The organism is Rothia similimucilaginosa, assembly GCF_029850875.1.
Taxonomy (GTDB): domain Bacteria; phylum Actinomycetota; class Actinomycetes; order Actinomycetales; family Micrococcaceae; genus Rothia.
The window spans coordinates 134296-152965 of sequence record NZ_JAOVAM010000001.1 but is presented as its reverse complement, the minus strand read 5'-3'; the positions used below and the strand labels follow the sequence as shown (position 1 = coordinate 152965).

The window sequence follows — 18670 nt, the reverse complement described above, 5'->3', positions numbered from 1 at the left end:
AATGAGTGCAGAACCTGCCGTGAACATCAACGCTGAGAAATCTGCAGGGACCGCCGAGAAGCCCGCGGTTCGGCCCGCTGGCCCGATTCCTCTGCCTGAAACTGATTCGTCTGACGCAAAGAAGAAACGCGGCTCGCACCGCGTCATGGCTGCTGGCGGACGTGTGCCGAACCGCCTGGTATTCGGTAGCCGCAGCGGCAAGATAGAGGCGCCCGATTCGCACGGCGGCACTATCCGTTTCTCCCCGATGATTGCGCCGGTCGTGCGTGCCGTGCGCCGCTACCACCCGGACGAAGACATCCAGGTGCTGCAGCGCGCCTACGAGGTGGCGAACCGCTGCCACGAGGGTCAGAAGCGTAAGAGTGGCGACCCGTACATCACCCATCCGGTTGCTGTGACCGCGATTCTTGCTGAGATGGGCGCGACCGGCCCCGTGCTCGCCGCTGGCCTGCTACATGACACGGTGGAAGACACCGACTACACGATGGAGCAGCTTACTGACGAGTTCGGTGAGGAGGTCGCCTACCTGGTCGACGGCGTGACCAAGCTAGACAAGATGACCTACGGCGAGAACGCCTCCATTGAGACGATTCGTAAGCTCGTGCTGTCTATGAGCAAGGACATCCGTGTGCTGCTCATCAAGCTTGCCGACCGCCTGCACAACGCCCGCACCTGGCGTTTTGTGCCGCAGGCTTCTGCCGCGAAGAAGGCAGAAGAGACCCTAAAGATTTACGCGCCGCTCGCGCACCGCCTGGGCCTGAACACGATCAAGTGGGAGCTGGAGGACCTGTCCTTCGCCGCTATGAGCCCGGAAATTTACGCCGAAATGGTGCGCATGGTCGGCGAACGCACCCCCGCCCTCGAAAAGTTCCTGAACGAGGCGCGCACCAAGATTAAGGAGCGCCTGGCGCAGGTCGGTATTGAGGCGACCGTGACGGGCCGCCCCAAGCACTACTATTCGATTCATCAGAAGATGAAGACGAAGGGCCGCAGCTTCGACGAGATTAATGACATTCTCGCCGTGCGTATCATGGTTGAGGAAGAGGCAGAGTGCTACACCGTGCTCGGTCACGTGCTGTCCTTGTGGCCGTCGATGACCGGCCGTTTCAAGGACTACATTAAGAACCCGAAGAACAATAACTACCAGTCGTTGCATTTGACTGTGTACGGTCCGGGTAACCTGCCGCTTGAAATTCAGATTCGCACCTATAAGATGCATGAAGAGGCCGAGTACGGTGTGGCGGCGCACTGGCGCTACAAGGCGGCGTCGCGCGGTGAGAAGGTCGCAGCTCGTGGCGGCGCGCCCGCGAAGGACCCGAAGGAGCCGGGCACCCAGACCTCGGCGATGATGAACGTCGGCATCCTGCAGTCCATCGCCGAAATTTCGAACTCCAACCCCGAGTCGGAGAAGTTCTACGAGTCGCTGGCTGACACCCTCGACACCGACGAAATCGTCGTACTCACCCCCAACGGCGAAGCAATCGCCCTGCCCAACGGCTCCACCCCCGTGGACTTTGCCTATGCCATCCACAGCGAGGTCGGCGACCGCACCGTCGGCGCGAAGGTCAACGGCCGCCTGGTACCGCTGCACACGGTCCTGCCCACCGGCGCCACCGTGGAAATTATGACCACGAAGAACGAGGATGCTGGCCCCAGTGAGGACTGGCTGAAGTTCGTTCGCTCCTCACGCGCTCGCACGAAGATTCGTCAGTATTTTGCGAAGGAACGCCGCCTGGAGGCGCTGCTCGCCGGCCGCGAGATGCTGACGAAGAGCATGCGTAACAGTGAGTTGCCGTTGCAGAAGATGATGAGCCCGGAGATTATGACTCAGGTGGCTCAGCTGCTGCATAAGAATGATGTGGCGTCGCTGTACCGTGCGATTGGTGAGCATGAGATTGCGCCGAAGCAGGTCATCGAAACCCTGGTTGAGGTGCATCGCGGCGATGAGCCGGCGCCTGAGGTTGAGGTCAACGACTTTGACGAGACGCTGCTGAAGTCCACCCGCAAGGCGATTGGCGATAACGGCGTGATTGTGCCGGGTGCTGAGGGCGTGTTGACGAAGATTGCGCGCTGCTGCACCCCGGTTCCTCCGGATGACATTATCGGCATTGTGACCCGCTACAACGGTATTTCGGTGCACCGCCGAGATTGCCCGAACATGCGTAACGCTGATGAGGAGCCGCGCGTGACCACGGTCAAGTGGGCGTCTTCGCCGACTGCTACGTACCGTGTGCAGATTCAGGTGGAGGCACTGGACCGTAAGGGCCTGCTGAGCGACCTGATTCGCGCTATCTCTGAGTCGGGCGTAAACATCCTGGATGCGCGCGTGCACACCTCGGAGGATCGTACCGTGGTGGACCGCTTTGCCCTGGAACTGGGTGACCGTTTCATGCTGGAGCACGTGCTGAACGTGGTCCGTAACGTGACGGGCGTGTACAAGGCGTACCGCCTGACCGGCGCGAAGCCCTCGGAGGCGTAGGCTCTTTAGAAATATCCTTCATGTGTTGATTTTGGGGTGCTGGTTTTTGTACTCTTGAGTTAACCGTTCGGCCCGCTACTCTTGATGGAGTAGACGGGCCGGATTTCTATTTTCTGGTCTTTACGTTGAGAAGCCACAGGTGTTTCGAAAAGCCACTTCTTTGGTGGCTTCTCGAAACACATGTGGCTTTTCGCTGTTAAGCGGGTTGGGTTCCATTATGACGAACCGGTACGCATATGTCGTTCTCATTAGGCATAATGAATGTGGTGGCAATGGTCGCCGCTGCACATACAACGAAATGGTTTTTATATGTCTATTGAAAAGGCAAACACTCACATTTCCTCGTGCCTGTATTATCTGAGCCGTGAGCTTGACCCTCTGCTGACTGAGTTGTTGGCTCAGAAGGAGTTCATGCCTCAGAAGGTTCTTGAAGAGCGTGGCTGGACCATCATTTTGAAGATTCATGATGAGAATCGTGACCGCCTCCGTCATCCTGATCTGTATAACCCGAAGGACCTTCAGGTTCAGCTTCGTATGTTTACTGAAGGTGTGGGTCCCCAGAATGACAGGTTCCCTTTTGAACCTGACGGTGCTCGTAAGGTGCGTACTTATGCGCAAGATTTGCGTATTTTCCGTAATAAGAGCGCGCATTATGTTGATTTGGACCGTAATGACGCGGTGCGTATCTATGATTCGGCGGCTCGTCTTTTTGAGGCGTTGGGTGCGTCGGAGCAGCAGGCGTGGTGTGAGGGCCAGCTGAATCGTGTGCATGCTGATTTGTTTGGTGCTGGTGAGGCGGCTCCGGTTCGTCGTGAGTTGGATGAGGAGGTTCGTCAGGCTGCGTCGACTGCCCGTGAGGTGAAGACTGAGGTGTCTGCGCCTCGTGGTGCGTTTACTCGCCCGGCTCGTCCGGCACCGGTTCCGCGACCTGCCCAGCCTGCGCCTGCCGCTTCGACTGCTCAGCCGGCACCGGTCTCTGATTCCTCGGTCCCTCAGCTGTGCCTCGCGGTGGGGGAGGGCCGTTACCCGTTTGAGCCGTGGGAGCCGATTTCGCTGGGTGACCGTGACATTTTTGATTCGCTGCGCAGCAAGCGTTCTAAGGAGCAGATGTCTGCTGCTCTTGAAGAGATTGTGTCTGCTGAGGGTCCGGTTCAGGCTGATCGTTTGGCGACTTTGGCGGCGCAGTGCTTTGGTGTGAGCCGTTTGGCGAAGAAGAACCGCGACTGGATTATCCGTTTGGCTGACCGCATGCCTGAGCTGCAGGTGGATGAGCATAAGTTCGTGTGGCATGTTGAGGAGCCGCGCGAGGAGTATGGCGAGTTCCGTCCTTCGGTTGATGGTGCGGTGCGCGAGTTTGACCAGATTAGCCCGGTTGAGATTGCGAACGCGTGGCGCTTCTATGAGCAGAATCCTGAGCTGATGGATGAGGGTCAGGATGTTGAGTCGGCTGTGTTGGCGACTTTTGGCCGTAAGCGTCGTACTGCGAAGGTTAAGGCGCAGTTGGAGCTGGCTAAGGCGCTGTTGGCTGCCTAATTTTTTCACTCACTTTTAATCACTCACATGTAAAGGTTATTTTCATGGCTGAAATTTACGATAATCTTGGTTACCTTCCGCAGGGGGAGGGTAAGGGCGCAAAGCTTGCTGACGCACTGCATCGCACGATGAAGTACTATGATCGTCTGGATATTGCGACGGGCTATATGAACTTAAGCGCGTGGGATGAGTTCGCTGATGAGATTGGTCAGGCTCCGTTTGAGCCGGGCACTCCGGTGGCTCGTATTCTGCTGGGTATGGTGCGGCGTTCGATTACGGAGCAGATGCATCGTGAGGCGCAGGCGGAGATGCGCGGCGAGTCGGTGTCTTTGGTGCCGAAGAATGATGAGCGTGCGGGTTATCGTGATGAGCTGGTTCAGCATTTGCGTGGTCAGCTGATGGCTGGTGGTACGAGCTCTGCGCGTCGTCAGGCTTTGTTGACTTTGAAGGAGCATTTGGAGTCTGGCCGTGTGCAGATGAAGGTGTATACGAAGCAGGCGTTGCACGGTAAGACGTATGTTGCGCACACTCCGAAGCCTGGCAATCTGCATCCGGTGATGAGTTTTGTGGGTTCTTCGAACTTTACTCGTCCGGGTTTGCACACGAATTTGGAGCTCAATGTTGAGTTGACTGATTCGGATCATGCGGCGAAGTTGAAGAATTGGTTTGAGAAGCTGTGGCGTGAGCGTACGTCGTTTGATATTACCCGCGAGATTATTGATTTGATTGATCAGTCGTGGGTTGAGCCGGCTGACCCGTATGACGTGTATATGAAGGTCTGCTACGAGCTGTCTGAGGATGCTCGTTTTGGTGAGCAGGAGTATGCGCTTTCTCCGCGTTTGGAGCATATGCTGATGGACTATCAGAAGTCGGCTGCTCATACTTTGGCGCGCCGTTTGATGCGCCGTGGTGGCACGATGTTGGGTGACGTGGTGGGTCTGGGTAAGACTTTGACTGCGATTGCTGTGGCGTCGATGTTGCAGAACGAAGAGAATATGCGCGTTCTGGTGTTGTGCCCGAAGAACTTGGAGCAGATGTGGGATAAGCATCTGAGCGAGTATGACGTGGTGGGTAAGGTGGTTCGCTATTCGATGGCGGCTGCTGAGTTGCCTGATTTGGCGCGTTATCAGCTGGTGATTTGTGATGAGTCGCATAATCTGCGTAATGAGAATACGCAGGTGTGGCGTGCTATTAAGGAGTATGTCTCGCGTAATGAGTCGCGTGTTCTGCTTCTGACTGCGACCCCGTTTAACTTGTCGTTTAGTGATGTGAAGGCGCAGCTGGCTCTGTATCTTGATGAGGATGCTGACCTGGGCATCATTCCGGAGAAGGGTCTGGAGAAGTACTCGAAGAAGTTCGACAAGCTGGAGGGTAACCTGTCGACTCTGCGTGCTTTTGAGATTTCTGAGGAGCCGGAGGATTGGCGCACGTTGATGAGTGACCATCTGGTGCGTCGTACTCGTGCGTACACTAAGCGCCAGGCACCGACGGAGATGTGGACTTCTCCTGATGGTTTGGTGACGAAGGAGCGCAGCTACCTGGAGCTGTCGACGGGTAAGTTCTATTACCCGGATTGGGTGTCGCAGCCGGTGAGCCATAGCTTTAAGGCTGACGACCCTGCCCGTTTTATGGAGGACGACCAGACCCTTGATGATTTGAGGGATTTGCGTCTGCCGCGTTATGACATTTCTGGGTATGACAACCCGAATGCGCACCATTCTCCGGAGGATAAGGCGATTATTGAGGCGGCTCGTTCGGGTCGCGGTAATGTGCGTGGCTTTGTGCTTTCGGGCCTGTATAAGCGTTTGAGCTCTTCGGGTTATTCGTTTATTCAGTCGTTGACTCGTCAGTTGATTCGTAATGAGTTGTGGATTTATGCGATTGACCACCAGCTGAGTGTTCCGACGGGTAGTTTCTCGGATGACCAGTTGGGTCTGGAGGGTTCTGACGCGGCTGATTTTGAGTCTGTGGATGGCCTGCAGGTTCAGGATTTGGGTGGAAACCTGGAGCAGATGTATGAGAGCTTGGTTCAGAGTGCGCCGGCTCAGACGAAGTGGGTTTCGTCGACTGTGTTTACGTCTCGTCTGCATGATGATTTGCAGCATGATAGCGAGCTGATTAAGGCTATGCTGGGGCGTTTTGGCACGTGGCAGGTTGAGACTGACTCGAAGCTTCATGCTCTGCGTGATTTGATTGAGCAGAAGCACGCGAATGATAAGGTGCTGGTGTTCACGGAGTATAAGGACACTGCGTACTACATTGCTGAGGGCCTGCAGAAGCTGGGCGTTGAGAATGTGGCTGCGGTCGCTGGTGATACTAATGATCCGGCTTCGTATGCTCGTCGGTTCTCGCCGGTGTCGAACCGTGTGCCGACGGAGCAGGCCTCTGACACGGAGGCTCCTGCTCTGAATGCTCCTGAGCTGCGTGTGCTGGTAGCGACCGACGTGCTGTCTGAGGGCCAGAACCTTCAGGATGCTCACGTGGTGGTGAACTATGACTTGCCGTGGGCGATTATTCGTTTGATTCAGCGTGCGGGTCGTGTGGACCGTGTAGGTCAGGTTCATCATGAGGTGAATGTGTATCTGATTTCGCATCAGACGGTGGAAAAGACTTTGAAGTTGCGTTCGCGTATTCGTGAGCGTTTGGAGTCTGCGGCTGAGGCTTTTGGTGCTGACCAGGCGTTCTTTACTGATATGTCTTCTGATGATGCTGCGGCTCGTACTCTTGAGGATTTCTACTCGGGCAATCTGGATAGCGAGGAGCCTGAGGAAGAGGGTATCGACGCGGTGTCTGAGGCTGCGGAGCGTTGGGCTGATTTTGCGAAGAATCGTCCTGAGCATGCTGAGCGGATTATGAAGATGCAGGATAAGCGTTTGGCTACTCGTGCGTTGCGCGGTGAGTCGGCTGTTCATCCGGCGGATGATAATGCTTTGATGGTGTCGTATGTGCGCACGAACTCTGAGATCGACCTGTTTGCGGTGAGGTCGTATGACCCGGCTACGGACAGCACGAAGGAGAGCATGGTGCCGCCGGCGAAGGCTCTAGGCTTGTTCTATGCTGAGTATTCGACGCCGAGTCAGGAAACTGACCCGAAGGATTATGACCTGCAGCAGAAGTTGACTCAGTACGTTTTGCGGCAGGAAGGTACGACGCACGGTAATCTGCGTGGTGTGCGTCGTCAGGTGTTCCGTTGTTTCTACGGGGCTGATAGCACGGCTTCGCTGGATACTTTGGAACTGCAGGAGCGGGAGCAGAAGGTGCTGGATAAGCTGTACCATTACCCGTTGCGTCGTCAGGCTGAGTCTGAGCTTCGCCGTATGTTGCGCCGTAAGGCGGATAACCGCTCTTTGTTGGATGCGTTGTTGCGCATGCAGCAGGATGATGAGCTGTTGGTGAAGGAATCTGATATGCAGATGGCACGTGTGGTGTGTTCGTTGGCGATTGCAAATCCTGATTTTGAGGGGAAGAATCCCGTGCGTTAGTGCGCCCCGGTGGGTGCTACGGCCTGTGGTGCGGGGCGCGGTGAAGCGTCTCGCACCGCGGGGCTGTGTGTAGTTTTTCTGTGAATCGGTTGGTTCACTATTCTCTTGTGAAGGAGTATTTTTATGGCCGTTATGTGGCCTGATGATGACCTGGACCAGGCGCGTTCGTACCTGGTGGAGGGTCGCCTGGGTGATTTCTTTAGGGAATCTCTGGGCTGGGATGAGTCGGATTTGGGAGATTCCTCGTTTCAGACCGTGAAGGTGGATGATCCGCTGGTTCCTTCTGGCGTGTTGAAGGTGGAGTGTGTGGCGGCGCAGTCGGGCATTCCGGTGTGGGTGTGCCGTGTGGACCGTATTCCGTCGAACACTTCGCAGCTTGAGGTTGACCGTACGCTGCGTGCGTTGAGCATGCACCGCCTGTGCATTTTTGTGCAGGAGGGTGTTGGTTTTACGCCGCGTCAGGTGTGGCGTTGGCCGAGCGCTTCGTCGTCGCGTTTGACTCGTCATGAGCTGTTGGTGATGGATGAGGCTCAGGTTGAGGCGTTGTCGGAGCGTTGTGCTCTGCTGTATCTGACCTCTGACGACATTGTGAATGGCGTGTCGATTCTGGACCTTTTGGACCGTATGCGTCGTGGTTTTGATGTTGAGACGGTGAATGAGACTCGTGTTGCGTCGAATCAGATGGCGGGTCTTTTTGAGTCGTTGGCGAAGGCTGGCATGTCGGAGGCTCAGATTTCGACGGTGATGGCGCGTCTGCTGTTCTTGTTGTTTGCTGATGATACGCAGATGTGGTCTGAGTCTGAGGATTCGAACTCGTTTGAGCGGATGATTCGTGGTACTCATCAGGAGGGTACGGATCTGGCGCAGCGCCTGAATGAGCTCTTCGACCTGCTGAATAAGAAGCCTTCGGGTGCCTCGGCTGTGGCGGATGCTCCGGAGTATCTGTCTGGCTTTAAGTACGTGAATGGCGGCATGTTTGCGGATGCTGTGCCGCTTCCTGCTGAGATGAGCGGCGCGGTGGCGAAGACGTTCCGTCAGCAGCTGTTGGCGACTTCGGAGCGTGATTGGTCGAAGGTTTCTCCGGCTATTTTTGGTTCGATGTTCCAGTCGGTGCGTGACGCGAAGACTCGTCGTGAGATGGGTGAGCACTATACCTCGGAGGAGGATGTGCTGAAGACCTTGAACCCGTTGTTCCTGGATGAGTTGCGGGATAAGTTCACGAACGCGGTAGATAAGTCGGATGAGCCGACTCGCCTGCGTAACCTGCGCCGTGAACTGGCGAATATTCGCTTCATGGATCCGGCGTGTGGTTGCGGTAACTTCATCATTATTGCCTACCGTGAGATGCGTAAGCTGGAGCTGGATATTCTGGTGCGCCTGCGTAATCTGGGTCAGATCGATGAGAGTGAGCTGGGTTCGCTGGTCGTGGGTACGGCTGGTGTGAGTGAGGGCGTGCGTAAGCGTGCCCGCTCGATTGAGCCGCTGGTAACCATCGATAATTTCTATGGTTTGGAGCTTGATCCGTGGCCCGCGTCGATTGCGCGTACGGCGATGTTTTTGGTGGAGCGTCAGATGGACCAGAAGATGATGGAGGAGTTTGGTTATGCTCCGGTGCGTCTTCCTCTGGCTCATAGCGCCCACATTCTTGAGGGCGATGCCCTGACTGAGGTTGATGAGGCCTCGGGCGAGCAGGTGGACCGTGATTGGTCAAAGGTTCTGCCGGTGACCGCGCAGGATGTGGCGGATGGCGTGCGTGTCTACATTGCGGGTAACCCGCCCTTCGTGGGTCAGGCGAAGAAGGACGAAGAGCAAGAACAGGGTATGCGCTTGGCGTGGGGTGATGACTATGCTGGCTACCTGGATTTTGCGACGGCATGGTTCGCTAAGGCTGCCCGCTACCTGAAAACCCTTCAGGAACAGGCTGAAGCGCTGGATGTGAAAGTGGTTCCGGGCGAGTTTGCCTTCGTGTCTACGAATTCGATTGTTCAGGGCCAGCCGGTGCCTTCGCTCTTTGGCCCGCTTTTCCGGGATGGCTGGCGTATTAAGTTTGCGTACCGTTCCTTCCCGTGGGAGTCGGAAGCTGCCGGTAAGGCTGCTGTGCACTGCGTGATTACCGGATTTACTCGTTCGGTAGCTCCGGAGAAGCGTAGCGTGCGTGTCTTTGACTACGATTGGTCAGCTCGCCGCACGATAGAGCAGGACCCGGTACATGCTCTGAATGCCTATCTGGTGGAGGGCCCGAATGTGCTGGTTAAGAAACGTTCTAACCCTCTCTCTGCACAGCTTCCGTTGGCGTATTTCGGGTCAAAACCGACAGATGGTGGAAATCTAGTCGTTGAGGTGGAGGACTACCCGGCGCTTGCCGCTGACCCGGTGGCGGCTCGTTACCTGCGTCCTTTCCGTATGGGTAAGGAGCTGGTACAGGGGCTGGATCGCTGGTGCCTCTGGTTGGAGAACGCAACCGAAGAAGAGATCGCCTCTAGCCCGGTGCTGAGTGCACGTGTGGCAGCTGTAGCTGAGATGCGATCTCAGAGCACGAAGAAAGCGACTCAGCTGAAGGCAGCTACTCCGCACCTTTTTGATGAGAATCATCAGCCCACAGATGCTTATGTAGGTATCCCTCGTGTGGTTTCTGAACTTCGTCCGTACTATACGGTGGCACGTTTGTCGCCTGAAGTAATTTCGGGGGATAAAGTCTATACAGCTATTGACCCGGACAGTTTCCTTTTTGCGGTTATTTCGTCGTCTATGTTCATTACTTGGCAGAAGGCTATCGGTGGACGATTGGAGTCTCGTCTGAGTTTCTCCAACACAGTCGTGTGGAATAACCTTCCGCTTCCCGAGGTTTCCGAGGAGCAGCGTCGTAAGGTGATTGCTGCGGGCCGTAAGGTGTTGGCTGCGCGTGAGGCGATTGAGGAGCGTGCGGGTGAGCCTGTGCCGCTGGCTAAGATGTATGCTTCGTTGGCGACGATGGATCCGGCGTTGCGTGCGGCTCATGATGAGTTGGATTCTGCGGTGGATGTCGCTTTTGGTGCGTCGCGTCGTTGTTCTTCTGAAGCGAAGCGCCTGGAGATTCTTTTTGAGCGCTATCAGGAGCTGATTGCGGCGGAGGAAGCGGCTAAGCCGGCTAAGAAGCCTCGCGCTCGTAGGCGAACCGCTAAGTAGCTGATTCGATGGGGGGAGGGCTGTGTGCTGGCTGAGTTAAGCTCGGCGGGCACGCAGCCCTCCCGCATACCTGCACAATTTGACTGATTCAGGGGCAGAAATTTCGTGAGGAATCTATACTGAGTTTTGAGGGCGGATAGCACTCAGATTCTATGGGTATTTCCTCTTTTGATAAGGAGTTCTAATGTTTACACCCATTCACCGTGCCCTGGGTTTGGAGCCTGGGGATCTCACGCTGGAGCTTATTGAAAAGGCTATTGAGGAAGGCCTGGAAGAGACTGCGGACTTTGACATGAAACGAGTTGTTCCAAATCTCAAAGAGGATAAATCTAAACAAGAAATTGCTAAGGATATCGCTGCTATGGCGAATAGCGGCGGCGGATGGATTATTTATGGTGTGGGCGAAGGAGCATCCGATATTGCTGGATCTATACACCCTTGTGAATGGACTGCTACAGAAGAACAGCAGATGTTGAATATTGCCTATACCAAAATTGACCCTCCGGTTGTAGGCCTGGAGTTCAATAAAATTTCTTGTGGAGAAAACCCGGATGAAAAATATCTTGTACTAATGCATATTCCGGATTCGGTGGATGCTCCCCATTTTGCTCGGGAGGAGAAGAATAATTTTTCTGCTCCACGCCGTAACGGCCCCCATACAAAACCGATGACCTATCGGGATATTGAGCGCGGTTTCCGTGAGCGTTTCCAGCGTAGGGCTGAGCAGGAAAAGACTCTACAGGGGTACTTTGAAGAAGCGACAGAAGCACTCAACCCTGAACAAGGCGTATTCCTAGCAATCGCAGCCGTTCCTGTAACCCCTAAAATCTCTGCGGGTTCAGTGGATAGAGATAAAGCTATTCAGCATACTAACCCGTGGGCTTATTCCTATCTCATTGCTTCACGGCGAGGAAATTGTTCAAAAGAAGAAAAAATCGAGACTGAATTTAATTTTATTTGGAATCAAGGAGAACACGTCAAAGGAATGCGCCGGTGGGTGATTCGGAACTTACCTCAAACAATTGCTGGTAAATATCGCAAATACCTGCACGATGACGGGACTTTGGTGGGAGCGTATCAGCTCGGGGGCGTATACAATAAGCCATCCGCTTCAAATCAGTATCCAGTTGGAAAACCTAATCATTGCATGTCAGCCGACATTGAGAAGGCTCTTATAGATTTCTTCTCTCTTCTTCGGGAACATGCGAAAGAACGTCGCACTTCTGGGGGATTCCGCATTCGTGTTGGCTTGGTAGGCGATACTAGTAGCCCAATCTTGGTGAGAACTTTTGACGGGTTTATGCAGGTTCTTACTGATGAAAGCTACTCTGAACCCATTAAGCGTTTTCAGCCGGTGTCTACATTTATCGATCCGCTGGCACCGATTGAGGATATTCTGTCGCCGTTGCGTATTCTAGCTCTGGATATGGTGAATCAGGGCGGTATTCAGAACTTGCAGATTATTGCTGGGGAAGAGTCTTAGCCGGATTCCTCCCCATCGAATATTGGCGGGTACATGCATCGTCTCTTCATGCCCCTCCCAGAAGCCACATGCGTTTCGAAAAGCCACGATAATGGTAGCTTCTTGAAACACATGTGGCTTCTCGGCGTTAATGAGACAAGTAACCCGGGGCGCCAGCCTCTAGCAGCCAGCACCCCGGGCACTTACCTGTCGGCTAGAACTCCGGCTAGACCCTAGTTGCCGAAGCCCTGCAGGGTTGCTGCCCAGGCGCGGCGCGCCTCCAGAGCTTCCTTAGCCTTGGCGATCTTCTTGGAGTCGCCGCCCTTCTCAGCTGCGGTGAGCTCTGCCTCCAGCTCGGCGAGGGAGTCCTCAATCTGTGCGAGCAGGGAGTTCGCCCGGGCTGCCTTGGCGGGGTCGTTGCGCTTCCACTTTGCCTCTTCGGCGCCGTTGATTTCGTCCTGAATACGGCGCAGTTCGCCGTCGACGCGGCGCAGGTCGTTGCGGGGCACGCGGCCTGCCGCATCCCAGCGGTCCAGGATCTTGTCGAAGGCTGCCTTTGCAGCCTCAATGTCTTCGACGGGCAGGAGTGCGCGTGCTTCTTCGAGCAGTGCTTCCTTGACCTTGAGGTTTTCGGCGTAGACTGCGTCCTGCGCTGCTTCGGCTTCGTTACGGGCGTTGAAGAACACGTCCTGTGCCGCGCGGAAGCGTGCCCACAGCTTGTCGTCCTCACGACGGTGGCCGCGGGGTACCTGCTTCCAGGCGCGCATCAGATCTCCGTATGCGCGGGAAGCCTCAGACCAGTCAGTGGAGGTGGACAGCTCTTCCGCACGCGCAATCAGCTCTTCCTTGGCACGCTTGATGCGTGCGTTGCGGTCGTCCAGCTGCGAGAAGTGCGCGCGGCGGTTGCGGTCGAAGGTGGTGCGAGCTGCACGGAAACGCTTCCACAGCTCGTCCTCTACGCTCTTTGCCAGGTGAATTTCGCGCTGTGCTTTCTTCCACGCTTCGAACAGTTCGTTCATGCGGGAGTGGGAGTTCTTCCAGTGAATCTGGTCAGGGTCCTGGCCGGCAATCTGTTCGGCTTCGGCGACGATTTCTTCACGGACGGCGAGGGCGCGTTCACGGTTTTCGCTGCGTGCCTGCTGCTGCTTTTCGCCGAGTTCAGTGATCTGCTCTGCGAGGGAGATGAGGCGCTTCTGCAGGCCGGTGTAGTCGCCGACCATGTTGCGCACACCGATTTGTGCGCCGATGGAGGTGATGCCCTTCTGCAGGTCTGCGGCAGGGGCGTTGTTGGCGAGGCGGGATTCGAGCAGGGAAACCTGCGCCTCGACATTTTCAAATTTGCGGGCGAAGTAGCTGAGTGCTTCTTCTTCGGAGGCGCCGGGCAGCTGGCCTACTGCGTATTCTTCGCCGTCGACAATGACGAAGACGTGGCCGTCCTCGGAGACGCGGCCGTACTGGCGTGCCTTTTCGAGGTTTACAGTGTCGTCGGGTTTGGTAGTCACCGCTATAACTCTTTCACTCGGGGGTGCTGGGGGTGGGGCGCCTATGCGCTGTTCCCAGTGGTGGGCACCCGTTTGGGTGTGCGTGTGCACCTCCTAAGCATAGCCTCTGTGGGGTGTGTGTGAGTAGTGTCTGGTCGTGTTGTGTTGTGGGCGAACCTGCTAGCCGCGGGTTTGTGCGGGTTGTGCTGGGGGAGTGGGTGCTGTGCTGGGGTGGGTGTTGGTATGATGGGTAGATATGCCCGGAGGTGTTCCGGGGGTTTTGTTGTCGAGTTCTTTGTCAAGGAGTATCGCGTATGGCTCGCAAGGCTTCGCTGTCTGGTTTTCCCGAGTACCTTCCGGCTGAGCGGTTGGTTGAGAATCATGTTCTGGACACTTTGCGTGAGACTTTTGAGTTGCACGGTTTCTCCCCGATTGAGACTCGTTCGGTAGAGACTATTGAGCAGCTGCTGCGCAAGGGTGAGATTGACAAGGAAGTTTACGCAATTTCTCGCCTGCAGGAGGATGAGGCTGCTAAGGCTAAGGAAAAGCTGGCTCTGCACTTTGACCTGACCGTGCCGTTTGCCCGTTACGTGGTGGAGAACGCCGGTTACCTGAATTTCCCGTTCTCGCGTTACCAGATTCAGAAGGTGTGGCGTGGTGAGCGTCCGCAGGAGGGTCGTGCCCGCGAGTTCACTCAGGCTGATATTGACGTGGTTGGTGACGGCGAGCTGCCGTTCCGTTACGACGTGACCCTGGCGTTGGTTGTTGTTGATGCGCTGTCGAAGCTGCCGATTCCTGAGTTCAAGCTGCGTGTGAATAACCGCAAGCTGGCTGAGGGTTTCTACCTGGGTCTGGGTTTGACTGATACTGCGGCTGTTCTGCGTTCTATTGACAAGCTGGAGAAGATCGGTGTTGAGCGCGTGGCTGAGGAGTTGCAGGCTGAGGCTGGTGCGAGCGCGGATGCTGCCGCTGCCGCCTTGGAGCTGGCGCAGATCCGCACTGAGGATGCTTCTTTTGTGGAGCAGGTGCGTGCGCTTGCCGCTAAGTATTCGGTGGAGCATGAGCTGCTGGATCAGGGTCTTGCTGAGCTGGCTGAGGTCATTGAGGAGGCGTCTCGCCGTGCGCCGGGTAAGGTGCTGGCTGACCTGTCGATTGCTCGTGGCCTGGACTACTACACTGGCACCGTGTATGAGACTGTGCTGGTTGGTCACGAGTCGCTGGGTTCGATCTGCTCGGGTGGCCGTTATGAGTCGCTGGCGTCGAATGGTAAGAAGACATACCCGGGTGTTGGCCTGTCGATTGGTGTGACCCGTGTGGTGGCTCGTATTCTGTCGCAGGGTTTTGCGCAGGCGAGCCGTAAGGTGCCTTCGGCTGTGTTCGTTGCCTTGACAAATGATGAGGGCTGGTCTGCTGCGAATGATGTTGCGGATGCACTGCGTGCCCGCGGCATTGCCTGCGAGGTGTCTGCGAATGCGGCGAAGTTCGGTAAGCAGATTAAGTACGCTGAGAAGCGCGGCATTCCGTTCGTGTGGTTCATTTCCTCGGATGAGTCGGGTGCCCCGGTTCATGAGGTGAAGGACATCCGTTCGGGTGAGCAGGTGGCTGCTGATCCGGCTTCATGGATGCCGCCGGCTGAGGACCTGCACGTTCAGATTGTGCGTGCTGAGGGCCTGTAAATAGTAGGTAAATAGTAGGGGCCCGTCATACCCTGTGGGGTTTGGCCACTGTAGTATCTGACTACTCTAAGCCTGGATATGTACCCGCCTGGTGGGGAGGATTGACCTCCTTGCCGGGCGGGTTTTTGTTGCGCTGTGTGGATTTGTACTGGGCAGATTTGTGCCATGGGTTAGTGTCTTCTGCCATGGTTTTTACCTACGACAGAAGACACTAACCCATGGCACAAAAATTCTGAGATACAACCTAAACCTGTGGATAGTGGATATTTCCCTAAAAACAGCGAAGTTATCCACAGATTTCACGAACAGATTCCACGACTTCGCAGAGACTGTCAGGATAAAGCCATGAATACCGTAAATATCCTGAATCCCCAAACCCCAGCCGTGCAAGGCCCAATCACACGTGCAGCCGAGCTATACCCTCTCGTGCTCACCCCTCGCATCCTTAACTCACGAGGCATTGGAGCCCGGCATATCCGTGCGATGATAGCGGCAGGAACATTGCAACGTATTCAGCGAGGAGCCTATATTTACACCCGCGATGCTCAGGTGCTCACTCCTGATGAGCGGCTCGCGGTACGGTGCATTGCCGCCTACCTCATGGGTCTTCAGGGGGTTTTCTCACACACATCAGCAGCTGCACTCTGGGGGCTAGATGTACTCAACGTGCCTTCAATCGTGCATGTGTACAGTACCGCCACTAGCCCATCCGATAGAGGGCGCATCTGCAGGCATAGGCGAGGTTTTGACCCTAATGCAGTGACCGCAATACCCGGTACACACGTCATGGTGACAACGGTGGCTCGTACACTGCAGGATTGCGCTCGCACTATGCCCTTTCGGGAGGCGGTAGTCCTCGCCGACTCCATCATGCGACGGGGACTAATGGAACCCCACGAAGTTATCGAGACTCTGCTGAATCTCACCGGCTATGGCGGTTCCGCAGGGCCCCTCCTGGCACAGGCGGTGGATGCATCCAGCGAGTCGGCTGGTGAAAGCCTCACCCGGTGCCTACTCATGGAACATGAGTTACCTACCCCCATGACGCAGTACCCGATTTCGTGCGAGGGGCGTAACTATCGGGTGGACTTCGCCTGGCCCGAGGCGCGGCTCATTCTCGAGTTCGACGGTGAACAGAAATACGTGGACCACCCCGGCAGGGACCGCTACGAGGCTGCCCGTGACCGCGCTCTAACCCGCGCCGGCTGGAGAATCGTGCATCTAACCTGGGCTGATATTTTTCAGAAAGAGCGGGAATTTATTGCCCATCTTCGGGGACTGCTCATACGGTAAGGCTAACGCTACAAATTTCGACCATAGGTTAGTGTCTTCTGCCATGGTTTTTAACTACGACAAAAGATACTAACCTATGGTACAAACCCGCGTCCTGCCTCCTCACCCCATTTTCTGCCCTCGACATGCCTAGAGGGGATACAATATATGAGGCGCACGCAGTGTGCGCATATCATCAACCGCGTGTACCCGGCTACTGTCTATAGTCGTGAGGTGCGCGCTATGAAAGGAATGTCTGTGCTTCGCACTCACACCAACGGCGAGCTGACCGCCGCAAATATTGGAGAGACTGTTACCCTGACCGGTTGGGTGGCTCGCCGCCGCGACCACGGTGGTGTCGCCTTCGTTGACCTGCGTGACCGCGAGGGCGTCACCCAGTGCGTTTTCCACAATGAGGCTGACTTTGAGCACCTGCGTAATGAGTACGTTCTGCGCGTGACCGGCCAGGTTTCTAAGCGCCCGGAGGGTAACGAGAACCCGAACCTGGCGACTGGCGAGATTGAGGTTGAGGTGTCCGCCGTTGAGGTGCTGAACACTGCCGCTCCGCTGCCTTTCCAGATTGACGAGCACGTTGAGGTGGGTGAGGAGGCGCGCCTGCGCTACCGCTACCTGGATCTTCGCCGCCCGGAGCCGGCTCGCATCATGCGCCTGCGTTCGGACGCGAACCGTGCGGCACGCAACCTGCTGGCCGAGGACGGCTACATTGAGGTTGAGACCCCGACCCTGACCCGTTCCACCCCTGAGGGTGCGCGTGACTTCCTGGTGCCGGCTCGTCTGGCTCCGGGTTCTTGGTACGCGCTGCCGCAGTCCCCGCAGCTGTTCAAGCAGCTGCTGCAGGTGGGCGGTATTGAGAAGTACTACCAGATTGCTCGCTGCTACCGTGACGAGGATTTCCGTGCGGACCGTCAGCCTGAGTTCACTCAGCTGGACATTGAGGCTTCGTTCGTTGATCAGGAAGACATCATTGACCTGGGCGAACGCATCGTTGAGGCTGTGTGGAACCTGATTGATGTGAAGGTTCCCCGCCCGATTCAGCGCATGACCTACAAGGATGCGATGGAGAAGTACGGTTCGGATAAGCCTGACCTGCGTTTTGGTCTGGAGCTGACTGAGCTGACCGAGTACTTCAAGGACACCACTTTCCGCGTGTTCAAGGCTCCTTACGTGGGTGCTGTGGTCATGCCCGGTGGTGCTTCTCAGCCTCGCCGTACTTTGGACGCTTGGCAGGAATGGGCTAAGCAGCGTGGTGCTAAGGGCCTGGCTTATGTCCTCATTCAGGAGGATGGCGAGCTGACCGGTCCGGTTGCTAAGAACATTACTGATGCTGAGCGTGCTGGCCTGGCTGAGGCTACCGGCGCGAAGCCCGGCGACTGCATCTTCTTCGCTGCTGGGGAGGCTAAGGCTTCCCGCGCACTGCTGGGTGCTGCGCGTGTTGAGATTGGTCACCGTACCGGCCTGATTAAGGACGGCGAGTGGTCCTTCGTGTGGGTTGTTGACGCTCCCATGTTCGAGTCTTCTGCTGACGCTACTGAGTCCGGTGACGTGGCTCTGGGTCACTCCGCGTGGACTGCTGTGCACCACGCGTTCACCTCCCCGAAGCCCGAGTTCATGGATACTTTCGACACCGACCCGGGTTCGGCTCTGGCGTACGCTTACGACATTGTCTGCAACGGTAACGAGATTGGTGGCGGTTCGATCCGTATTCACCGCCGTGACGTGCAGGAACGCGTGTTCGCTGTGATGGGCATTGGTGAGGAAGAGGCTCAGGAGAAGTTCGGCTTCCTGCTGGATGCGTTCAAGTACGGCGCACCGCCCATGGGTGGTATTGCGTTCGGTTGGGACCGTATTGTGTCTCTGCTGGCTGGCGTTGATTCGATCCGCGAGGTTATTGCGTTCCCGAAGACCGGTAATGGTTACGATCCGCTGACTGCGGCTCCTGCACCGATTACTCCGGAGCAGCGTAAGGAAGCTGGCGTTGATTTCAAGCCGAAGAAGAAGGACGAAGAGTAGTTAGTCTTCTCTAGTCTTTGGTCATGCGCCCCGTAGGGGTGTGGGCCTGTGCGGCGTGGACCCGGCGGGCGTTGAGTTGTGCCGGGGTC

9 protein-coding genes are annotated in these 18670 nt (G+C 56.2%); 8 read left to right on the top strand and 1 reads right to left on the bottom strand.

Annotation, left to right across the window (positions count from 1 at the left end):
• Position 1 precedes the first annotated feature (1 nt).
• The 5 genes from QFX05_RS00610 (at position 2) to QFX05_RS00590 (ending at position 12142) form a co-directional block, all read left to right on the top strand.
• A complete protein-coding gene (locus QFX05_RS00610) occupies positions 2–2479 on the top strand; it encodes a RelA/SpoT family protein (RefSeq protein WP_279740039.1) in 2478 nt (825 codons plus the stop codon).
• Between the two features lie 309 nt (positions 2480–2788).
• Complete coding sequence (locus QFX05_RS00605; protein ID WP_279740038.1) at positions 2789–4012, top strand: DUF3320 domain-containing protein; 1224 nt, start codon at positions 2789–2791, stop codon at positions 4010–4012.
• Between the two features lie 44 nt (positions 4013–4056).
• Entirely contained in the window at positions 4057–7494 is a 3438-nt protein-coding gene (locus tag QFX05_RS00600) for a helicase-related protein (RefSeq protein ID WP_279740036.1), read from the top strand.
• Positions 7495–7617: 123 nt separating this feature from the next.
• The gene (locus tag QFX05_RS00595; RefSeq protein ID WP_279740035.1) at positions 7618–10659 is read left to right on the top strand and encodes a DNA methyltransferase; all 3042 of its coding nucleotides are present in this window, start codon (positions 7618–7620) and stop codon (positions 10657–10659) included.
• A 184-nt stretch (positions 10660–10843) separates the two neighbouring features.
• Positions 10844–12142, top strand: a complete 1299-nt coding sequence (locus QFX05_RS00590) for an AlbA family DNA-binding domain-containing protein (RefSeq protein WP_279740034.1) — start codon at positions 10844–10846, stop codon at positions 12140–12142.
• A 212-nt stretch (positions 12143–12354) separates the two neighbouring features.
• On the opposite strand, the gene QFX05_RS00585 is transcribed toward QFX05_RS00590, so the two are convergent.
• Positions 12355–13623: a DUF349 domain-containing protein gene (locus tag QFX05_RS00585; protein ID WP_279740032.1), complete on the bottom strand. Its 1269-nt coding sequence runs from the start codon at positions 13621–13623 to the stop codon at positions 12355–12357.
• Positions 13624–13916: 293 nt separating this feature from the next.
• On the opposite strand from QFX05_RS00585, the gene hisS reads away from it, so the two are divergent.
• The 3 genes from hisS to aspS all read left to right on the top strand — a co-directional run bounded on the left by hisS (position 13917) and on the right by aspS (position 18581).
• Entirely contained in the window at positions 13917–15278 is a 1362-nt protein-coding gene (hisS, locus tag QFX05_RS00580) for a histidine--tRNA ligase (RefSeq protein ID WP_279740030.1), read from the top strand.
• Between the two features lie 885 nt (positions 15279–16163).
• Positions 16164–16571: an endonuclease domain-containing protein gene (locus QFX05_RS00575; protein WP_279740028.1), complete on the top strand. Its 408-nt coding sequence runs from the start codon at positions 16164–16166 to the stop codon at positions 16569–16571.
• A gap of 237 nt (positions 16572–16808) precedes the next feature.
• Entirely contained in the window at positions 16809–18581 is a 1773-nt protein-coding gene (gene aspS, locus QFX05_RS00570) for an aspartate--tRNA ligase (protein WP_279740026.1), read from the top strand.
• Positions 18582–18670 lie beyond the last annotated feature (89 nt).

Bases quoted from the DNA above. Each gene is read 5' to 3' on its own strand.
- QFX05_RS00600 (WP_279740036.1), top strand. From the start codon at position 4,057: ATGGCTGAAATTTACGATAATCTTGGTTACCTTCCGCAGGGGGAGGGT.
- QFX05_RS00590 (WP_279740034.1), top strand. From the start codon at position 10,844: ATGTTTACACCCATTCACCGTGCCCTGGGTTTGGAGCCTGGGGATCTC.
- QFX05_RS00610 (WP_279740039.1), top strand. From the start codon at position 2: ATGAGTGCAGAACCTGCCGTGAACATCAACGCTGAGAAATCTGCAGGG.
- QFX05_RS00575 (WP_279740028.1), top strand. From the start codon at position 16,164: ATGGAACCCCACGAAGTTATCGAGACTCTGCTGAATCTCACCGGCTAT.
- hisS (WP_279740030.1), top strand. From the start codon at position 13,917: ATGGCTCGCAAGGCTTCGCTGTCTGGTTTTCCCGAGTACCTTCCGGCT.
- QFX05_RS00595 (WP_279740035.1), top strand. From the start codon at position 7,618: ATGGCCGTTATGTGGCCTGATGATGACCTGGACCAGGCGCGTTCGTAC.
- QFX05_RS00605 (WP_279740038.1), top strand. From the start codon at position 2,789: ATGTCTATTGAAAAGGCAAACACTCACATTTCCTCGTGCCTGTATTAT.